Below are 6,203 nucleotides of genomic sequence, written 5' to 3' on the forward strand. Positions count from 1 at the left end.
GGACTGCTCTCCGGCGGGGAGCCCCGGGGCCAACGCGGTCAACGCGGTCAGCGCGGGTCGGCGAGGAGGAAGTCGAGCAGGATCCGGCGGCTCGTCTGGGAGGTGAGACTGCCGTACACGTCGTCGAAGGCGTGGTCGGCGAAGGGCAGTTCCTCCACCTCGACGTCGACGCCCTGCTTCCTCAGCGCGTCGCCGAGGGCGGTGACGGTCTCGGGGCGGGCGCTGCGGTCGCGGTCCCGTGGCGCAGCGTGTTGCTGAGCGCCTCCTGCACGATGCGGTAGGCCGACAGCTCCACGCCCTCGGGCAGCGGGCGGCGTGTCCCGGAGACCACCGCCCGCACGTCGAGCCCGGCCGCGCGCACCCCGGCGAGCAGGTCGTCGAGCCGCTCCAGGGTGGGCTGCGGAGCCTCGGGAGCACGCCCGCCGGGGTGGTCCTCGGACCGCAGCACGCCGAGGAGGCGGCGCAGCTCGGTCAGTCCCTCCAGGGCGCCCGCGCGGATGTCGGCCAGCGCCGCGACGAGTTCCCGGGGCGGGGCCGCGACCCGGTACGGCGCGGCCTCGGCCTGGATGGAGATGACGGACATGTGGTGGGCGACCACGTCGTGCAACTCGCGCGCGATACGGGCGCGCTCCTCCAGGACGGTGCGGTGCGCCCGTTCCTGGGCGAGGGCCCGCTCCTGCTCCGCGAGCCGGACGCGGACCTCCCGCGTCCGGCGCACCCCGGTCGCGGCGGCCGCGACGAGGGCGAACAGCACCAGCACGATCACCGTGAAGTACCAGGGCCCGATCCGCCCGCCCGCCAGCTGCAGACCCAGCAGCAGCGCGGTGCTCAGCCCCACCGTCTCGGCCGTCACCCGCGGCGGGTTGCGCAGCGCGACCAGGAACGACAGTCCGGCCTGCACGGCCCACGCCCATCCCGTGTAGGGCGCGAATGGCGGGTACAGCGAGAAGACCGGCAGCGTCACCAGCGAGAGCCACCAGGCCGGCAGCGGTCGGCGCAGCGCCGGTACGAGAAGCGCGGCGTGGAGCATCCCGAGCGGCCGCAGCGGGATGTCCTCGGTGGCGGAGACGGCCGCGAAGACCGCCACCATGACGACCGCACCGTGCGGCAGCCACCTCAGCGGTCCCGGCCCGCTCATGGGCGGCATGGGCTGCGGGGCCAGGGTGAACAGATCCTTCCGCACGGTGCGCAGCGCCGCGCGCACCGGCCGCCGCCCAGTCCTGTCCATGCGGACAGTATTGTCCGGTTCGTCCACCGGACGGCCGCGGCCGGGGTGCTCAGCGGTTCGGACGCTCACGGTGCCTTCCTCGGCCGGGGTGCATTCGGTCACCAGGCTACGGAGCGGACCGGCCGACCGGCCTCCCGCTGCGGAGCCGTCCTCGGCCTGGCTCTCAGGTATGAGGCGGCACCCGCGCCGACCGCGCCCGCCGGTGCCGAAGGCCGCCGGACACCGGGAAGCGGGGCAACCCCGTGGGCGCGGACCAGACGTGGCGCCCTACCGGGCGGCGGCTCCCCGTCTCCGGTAGGGCATGCGACTGATTTCCCGGCCCTTCCGCGTCTGCCTGTCGGGCGTGTGCCCGTCGGCGGGTGAGCGTGGGGCCGTCGTGACTCATCGACCGATCGACGTTCCAGGGGCCACCCGGTCCGATCGGCCGGGACGGAGGGCTGGTTCGCCATGGTTCGGACGTGGTCGGAATTTCGACGGAGACGGTGCGCGCCCTTCGTGGCCGCACTGCTGACCTGGGGACTGGTGGCGCTGGCCGCGCCGCCGGTGGCCGCGGCCGATCCGGGCCCGGCCGACCGGACACCCGCGGCTGCCCGGGCCGCGTCGCCCGCGCCGGTTGCGCAGGCTTCGCCGCAGACGGTCCCGGCCGCGTTGCCCGCGTCCGTGCCGCCGACGGTTCCGTCCGCGTCGTCCGCGTCGCCCGCGGCCGTGTCTCCCGCGTCCGCGTCTCCGGCGTCCGTGCCGCAGGCGGTTCCGTCCGTGCCGTCCGCGTCCGTGTCCCCCGCGTCCGCGCCGGTGGCACCGCGGACGGATCGCGCCGCGGACGTCGTCGACGTGACGACCAACATCGCCGGGCCGACCAGCGGGTACGCGGGCCAGGAGTTTACCTACACGGTGACCATGAGCAACAACACGCTGACCGCGGCCGACGGAGCGCCGTTCACCGTGACGCTGCCGGCCGCCGCGACGCATGTGGCGGCGAGCTGCTCGGCCGCCGCCGGTGCCGCCTGCCCCGGCTCGCTGGCCGTGTCGGACAGCCAGGTCTCGGGCACGGCGGTGAGCCTGCCGCACCTCGGGGTGCTGACGCTGACCGTGACCGGCCGCTTCGGCGCCCCCTCGCCGTCGTCGGTGACGGCGTCCTCCCACATCGACCCGCCGCCGGGGGCCACGGACTCGGACCCGAGCTCCAACGACAGCTCGGTCAGCACGACGATCAGCAACCAGATGAGCCTGCGGGTCACCAAGTCCCAGTCGGCGACCACGATCCTGCCGGGCCAGCCGAACACCTACACGGTGACGTTCGGCAACGAGGGCAGGGGCTGGGCGGACGGCTCGACGATCCGCGACTACATGAGCGCGTCGAAGTCGCTGTACACGTCGTACGCCGTGCACATCGTGTCCTGCGACGGCACCGGCGGTGCGAGCTGCCCGTCGTTCATCACGGACACCACGGCCAACAACAGCACCATGATCTTCTCCGGCGTGATCGGTGCGTTCCCGCCGGGCGCGACGCTGACGGTGGTGATGACGGTGGACCCGTCCGGTCCGGTGCCGGCGTGCTCCTCGTCACAGACCGCCGACATCGTCGGCAACACCGCCAACATCTTCGCGCCGAACGGTGTGACCAACACCCTGTCCAACCAGGCGTACGTCTCGGCGACCGGCCTCACCCCGGGCCAGTGCCCGCAGACGAACATCTCCGTCACCAAGACGCAGAGCAACCCGCAGATCCTGCCGGGCATGCCCAACACGTACACGGTCACCTACCAGAACAACGGCCCGATCGCGGCGGACGGCGCGACCATCCGCGACTACCTGACCTCGTTGAACCAGTACTTCACCTCCTACGCCGTGCACATCGTGTCCTGTGACGGCACCGGTGGGGTGAGCTGCCCGTCGTTCGTCCAGGACACCACGGCCGGCAACAACACGATGGTCTACTCCGGAGCGTTGGGAGCGTTCCCGCCCGGAGCCAAGCTGACCATCGTCATGACGGTCGACCCGTCGGGTACGCCCACCACGTGCAGCAGCAATCCGACGGCCGACATCGTCGGCAACACCGCACAGCTGTTCACCGTCTCCCCCCTGGTCAACACCGGCAACAACACGGCGACGACCAGCGCGACCGGGCTGACACCCGAGCCCTGTCCGCGGACGAGCATCTCCGTCACCAAGACGCAGGCGAACACGGTGATCCTGCCGGGCAAGCCCAACACGTACACGATCACGTACGAGAACAGGGGCCCGAACCCGGCGGACGGGTCCTTGATCCGGGACTACCTCAGTTCGTCGACGACCCTCTTCCGCTCGTACGCCGTGCACATCGTGTCCTGCGACGGCACCGGAGGCGCGTCCTGCCCGTCGTTCATCACCGACACCACGATCGCCTACAACGCGCCGGTCTACTCCGGCACGGTGGGCGCGTTCCCGCCCGGTGCCAGGCTGACCGTCGTCCTGACCCTGGACCCGGCCGACCCGACCCCGTTGGCGGCCTGCCCGAGCACCGCGACGATCGTCGCCAACAACGCGGACTTCTTCGTCGCGTCGCCGCTGGTCAACACCGGCAACAGCTCCGCCTCCACCACGGCGACGGCTCCGTGCGCGGACATCGCCGTCAACAAGGCGGTGGAGCCGGCCGCGGTGCAGGCCGGGCAGGCCGTCACCTACACGATCAAGGTCTCCAACGCGTCACCGCAGACGGCGAGGTCGGTGGAGTTCTCCGACCCGCTGCCCCCGGCCACCGCCTTCGAGTACGGCTCGGCGACCTGCGTGGCGAGCTCCGCCGCCTCGGCGTGCGGCCCGGTGGTGTTCGACCCGGCGACCCGCACCGTGACGTCCACGATCCCGCAGATCAGCGGCGGCGGGGACTACGTCACCATCACCGTCACCGGCACCGCCGGACCGGTCCCCGGCACCTACCCCAACACCGCGACGGCCCGGTCCTCCACTGGCCCCGACGCGTTCCTCGACGCCATCCCCGCCTCGAACGAGAGCACCGTCTCGCTCCAGGTCTTCAACACGGCCTCCACCATCACCGTCGTCAAGCAGCTCACGGGCCTGCCCGCCGGCGGCCTGCCGTCGCCGCTCACCTTCAGCGGAACGGTCACCTGCGGTACCCAGGAACCGCAGACCTGGTCGGTCACCGTCCCGGCCGGAGCGACCACCGCCACCGCCGCGCCGCTCGCCTTCTACGACGGCCAGCGGTGCACCATCACCGAGAACCCGCCGCCGACTCCGCCCGGCGGCCTGCACTACACCGGCCCGACGGTGATCAACCCCTCCGTCATCGACAGCCTCGGACCGCAGGCCGACCAGCGGGTCGTCAGCTCCACCCCGCTGGGCACCAACGCCGAACTGAGCCTCAGCAAGCAGGTCGACCGGGCCACCGCGACCACCGGAGACACCGTCACCTACACCTACGAGGTCGCCAACACCGGCACCGTCCCGGTCACCGGCGTGACGGTCGACGAGAGCGTCTTCACGGGCAGCGGCACCAAACCCGTCCCCATCTGCCGGAGCACCGACCTCGCCCCCGCCGCCACCACGACCTGCACGGCCACCTACACCGTCACCGCGCAGGACGTGACCGCCGGATCGATCACCAACACCGCCACCGCGACGGCCACCGCGGCCACCGGACCGGACCCGGTGAGCAACGAGGCCACCGCCACCGTGCGCACCGTCACCGCGCCCGGCATCACGCTCGCCAAGAGCGTCACCCCGGGCACTGTCGACCGGGCCGGCACCGCCGTGTCCTACTCCTTCACCGTCACCAACACCGGTGGCGTCCCCCTCACCGACGTGCACGTCGACGAGACCGCGTTCACCGGCTCCGGCGGCGCGCCACTGGTCGACTGCCCGGCCGCCGCGCTCACCCTGGCACCGGGCGGCTCCGTGGTCTGCACCGCCGCCTACACCACCACCCAGGCCGACATCGACGCCGGCCGGATCACCAACGCCGCCACCGTTACCGGCCGGGCGCCCGCCGGGTTCGACAGCCCCGTCTCCGCCGAGGCCCGCGCCACCGTCACCGCACCAGCCGCTCCCGCGCTCACCCTCACCAAGACCGCGGGCCCTGCCGACACGCCGCTGGCCGAAGGCGCCACGGTGACCTACCGGTTCCTCGCCACCAACACGGGCAACGTCACCCTCACCGGACTCGACGTCCGGGAGACCGCGTTCGACGGCCACGGCACCCCGCCCACCGCCGCCTGCCCGCCCGAGGCCGGCTCCGTCGCCCCGGGCGTCGCCATCCCCTGCACCGCCACCTACACCGTCACCGCGGCCGACGTCGACGCCGGCCGGATCACCAACACCGCCACCGCGAGCGCCACCGACCCCGGCGGCCGGACCGTGCGCGCCGAAGCCGCCACCGCCGTCTTCCCGGCCCGGGCCACCCCGGCCCTGACCCTGGTGAAGACCGCTTCCCCGGCCGTCGTCCACCAGGCGGGCGACACCGTCCACTACACCTTCACCACCACCAACACCGGCAACGTCGCCCTCACCGACGTGACCGTGACCGAAACCGCGTTCGACGGCCACGGCACCCCGCTGACACCCGACTGCCCGCCGGCCGACACCGCCCGACTGCTCCCCGGCGGGCAGGTGACCTGCACCGCTACCTACACCGTCACCGAGGACGACCTGCGGGAGAACCTGATCGAGAACACCGCGACCGCCTCCGGCCACGCGCCCGGCGGTGCGACCGTCACCTCGCCCGAGTCGACCGCCCAGGTGGCCGTGGAGCCGACCGGCGCCGTCCCGCCCGCACCGCCGACTCCGCCGAAGCCCGGCCCGCACCACCCCCGGCCGCACCACCCCGGGCCGCACCACCCCGAACTCGCGCAGTCCGGCACGGCCACCGTGTCCGTGCTCGGGTACGCGGCACTGATCCTGCTCGCCGGAACCTCCCTGGTCCTGTCGGTGAGAAGGCGCCGCCGCTGACGACGGCCGTCCCGCAGGCCACGGCGCCCGCCCC

2 protein-coding genes are annotated in these 6,203 nt (G+C 73.0%); one reads left to right on the top strand and one right to left on the bottom strand.

The window, feature by feature from the left end; all coding sequences use genetic code 11:
* Positions 1 to 181: 181 nt before the first annotated feature.
* Positions 182 to 1,228: a sensor histidine kinase gene (locus ACFU7Z_RS34380; protein WP_380781883.1), complete on the bottom strand. Its 1,047-nt coding sequence runs from the start codon at positions 1,226 to 1,228 to the stop codon at positions 182 to 184.
* Between the two features lie 831 nt (positions 1,229 to 2,059).
* Here ACFU7Z_RS34380 and ACFU7Z_RS34385 point away from each other — a divergent pair.
* Positions 2,060 to 6,169, top strand: a complete 4,110-nt coding sequence (locus ACFU7Z_RS34385) for a hypothetical protein (protein WP_380781885.1) — start codon at positions 2,060 to 2,062, stop codon at positions 6,167 to 6,169.
* The last annotated feature ends 34 nt before the right edge of the window (positions 6,170 to 6,203 follow it).

The sequence above is a fragment of the Kitasatospora sp. NPDC057518 genome, from assembly GCF_042802075.1.
In the GTDB taxonomy this organism is placed as follows: domain Bacteria; phylum Actinomycetota; class Actinomycetes; order Streptomycetales; family Streptomycetaceae; genus Kitasatospora.

What these genes read in the sequence shown, in the direction of transcription:
- ACFU7Z_RS34380 (WP_380781883.1), bottom strand. Translation starts at nt 1,228, where the DNA reads ATGGACAGGACTGGGCGGCGGCCGGTGCGCGCGGCGCTGCGCACCGTG.